2 protein-coding genes are annotated in these 2,993 nt (G+C 69.0%); both read right to left on the reverse strand.

Going from position 1 to position 2,993, the window contains the following annotated elements:
- Window positions 1–187 precede the first annotated feature (187 nt).
- Window positions 188–1,825: a tannase/feruloyl esterase family alpha/beta hydrolase gene (locus U5N23_RS28825; protein ID WP_322596127.1), complete on the reverse strand. Its 1,638-nt coding sequence runs from the start codon at window positions 1,823–1,825 to the stop codon at window positions 188–190.
- 190 nt (window positions 1,826–2,015) lie between these two features.
- A partial coding sequence (locus U5N23_RS28830; RefSeq protein ID WP_322596128.1) for a tannase/feruloyl esterase family alpha/beta hydrolase occupies window positions 2,016–2,993 on the reverse strand: 978 nt, incomplete at its 5' end.

Raw genomic sequence — 2,993 nt, forward strand, 5'->3', positions numbered from 1 at the left:
CCCGGTGACCGTGGCGGTGGACGCGCAGGGCCGCACCATCCACCGCTTCATGCAGGCATGAGATGAACACCCCGACCCCGCAGGCGTGAAGCGACTCCAGGGGCTACCTCCTCTCCTGCGGATTGGCCTTCCAACGTCTCACGTCTTCGGCTCCCCGCCTGGTTGTCTGATGGAGTGCCCATCCGCGTCACTTGCAGCTGAAGCTGCTCGCGCTCTCCACATCGCCCGTGCCGTTGTAGCGCGCCACCTTGGGGTAAGCGCACAGGGGGCGGGTGCGTTTGGCCGACCAGCTGGCGGGCAGCTCGGCATTGACCACGTTGGCACCGGCCCCACGGGCCTGGGCCAGCACGGTGTCGGGCGCCTGGCCCTGTTCCACCCACTGCACTAGTGGCGCCAGCATGTCGAACTGGTCGGTGGCGGGGCCGCCCGAGCAATGGTTCATGCCGGGCACCAGGTACAGGCGCGCAAAGCCCGCGGCGTCGCCCTGGTGGCGGGCCTGCAGCCGGTCCATCCAGTTCGCGGTGTCCACGGGCGAGAACACGCCGTCGGCCACGCCGTGGTAGACCATCATCTTGGCGCCTCGGTTCCTGAGCGGGCCCAGGTCGGATGGGTTGGGCGGTGTCATGTACGACCAGGCCGATTCGGTGTAGGGCGGCGTGGTGGCGAACATCTTCGGGTAGTCCGTCTCCATGCTGAAGTTCAGCGCGTACTGCAGACCCGTGGTGTCCTTGAAGGCCGCCTGCGTGGAGGGCGGCGAGGTGAACAGGAAGGCCACGGCACCCGCGTCGCGGTTGGGCGGCGCATTGAAATGCCAGAACGCGAAGTTGCTGCCCGCAACGCCCGGGTCGAACCAGGTGCCGGTGTACAACGCTTCGCCCTTGCCATTGCGGGGCCCGGCGAAGACCCGGGCGAGCACCGCTTTGCGTTCGGGTGCCAGGCAGGTGCCGTCGCGCGTACCGGCGCCCGTGCAACTGGGCACGTCGGCCTGCAGGTCGAACGTGGCCTGGCAGGCCGCCCCGTCGTTCACCTGCTGGTCCACCACGCCGTCGAGCGCATCGCAGCGGGCCACAATCGTGTTGCCGACGAGTTTGAACTCGGCCGGTGTGATGGCAGTGGCCAGGTCGGGCTGCTGGTTCGTGCCTGGCGTGGAGATCCTGGCGTACTGCTGGGCCTTCCACAGTTGGGTAGCGGCCGCTTTGGGCAGGTGAAATCCGGGATTGCCGGCCAGCACGCCATCGTACTGGTCCGCGTAGCGCGAGGCGGCCACCATGGCGTGGCGCCCGCCGTTGGAGCAGCCGGCGATGTAGGAGCGGTCCGGCGCCTTGCCATAGGCCGCCTGGATGAGCTTCTTGGCCATGGGCGTGAGCGTGCCCACGGCCTGGTAGCCGTAGTCCAGCCGGGCCTGCGGGTCCAGGCCGAAGAAGGGCGTGGGGGCACCATGCCCCGCATCCGAGCTGAGCACGGCAAAGCCCTGCACCAGCCCGGGCGCTACCGGGGCTGCACCGCTCACGGCCCCCAGGGCTGTGACCACGTTGCCGTCCAGGCCGCCATTGGCCTGGTGGAGAAAGCGGCCATTCCAGGCGACAGGCAGGCGCACCTCGAAACCAATCGCGTAGCTGGCGCCGTCCACGGGGCCCGTGCGTTCGTTCATCCGGCCTTTGACGAGGCAGTGCGCGGGGACCTGGGTCGCCAGGCCTTGCACGGTCAGCGGGCCGGGGGCCACGAGCTCTGCCGAAGTGATGCGGGTCTGCGGCCAGACGAGATCGGCGGCGAGGCTGGTGCGCGACTGCAAGGTGGCGGGTGCCGCTGCCGCCAGTTGTGGCAATGCGGAGCGGGGCGCGGTGCCTCAGCCCGAGAGCAGGGCGGCCAGGGCCGCCGAGAGGGCCAGGGGACGGGTAGGCAGCGTGAAGGTGTTCATGCGGTGGACTCCTCAATGGGGGCAGGGGACGACAGGGGGCGATGCGGGGCGGGCGCCGCAGCGGGGCTGCGATGGCCGCCCCCTCGATCCGCTGGCCTTATCGGCAACTGAAGCTGCTCGCGCTTTCCATGTCACCCGTGCCGTTGTAGCGCGCCACCTTGGGGTAGGTGCACAGCGGCCGGCTGCGGTTGGCGGACCAGGCGGCGGGCAGGTCAGCGTTGACGGCGGCCGCATTGCCTGCGCCACGCACGTTGGCGGCCACGGTCTCAGGCGCTTCGCCCTTTTCTACCCAGTTGACCAGCGGGGTCAGCATGTCGAACTGATCGGTGGCGGGGCCGCCGGAGCAGTGGTTCATGCCGGGCACGCGGTAAAAGCGCGTGAAGTTGCTGGCGTCACCGCTGTTGGCCGCGCGCAGGGCGTCGTACCAGGCGGTGGTGTCATCGCTGGAGAAGATCGGGTCGCTGGTGCCGTGGTAAAGCATCATTTTCGCGCCCCGGCCCTTGATGGCTGACAGGTTGCTCGGGTTGGGTGGTGTCATGAACGACATGCCGCTTTCGGGGTACAGCGCCGTGGTGGCGTTGACCCGGGCGACCATGGTGTCCAGGCTGGCGGTCATGGCGAACACCGGGCCGTTGAAGGTGGCGGCATCCTCGGGCGGTGCCGCCCAGATCAGGCCCACGCCGCCCGAGTCCAGGGCCAGCGGCGCGGTGAACTCCCAGAAGCCATAGCCGCCGCCGGCCAAGCCTGCATCGTACGGAAAGCTCGTGTAGATCTTGCTGGCGTTGCTGGTGGTCGGGCCGCTGAAGATCTTGGCGATGCCGGTCTTCTGCGCGGCCGACAGGCAACTGCCATCGCGCTCGCCGCTGCAGGTAGGCACATCGCGCTCCAGGTTGAAGGCGGCCTGGCAGGCGCCCGTATCCTGCACGAGTCCGTCGGTGGCGCCGTCGAGCGCATCGCACTTGGCCAGCACGGCTTTGGACACCAACTGGCGCTCGGCCGTGGTGAAACCGGTGGACAGGTCGCCTGCCTTGGTGGCGAGCGAGTCGTAGATGCGCGCGCTGGCGATGTTGGCGAT

The sequence above is a fragment of the Acidovorax sp. genome, assembly GCF_034519795.1.
In the GTDB taxonomy this organism is placed as follows: Bacteria; Pseudomonadota; Gammaproteobacteria; order Burkholderiales; family Burkholderiaceae_C; genus Acidovorax.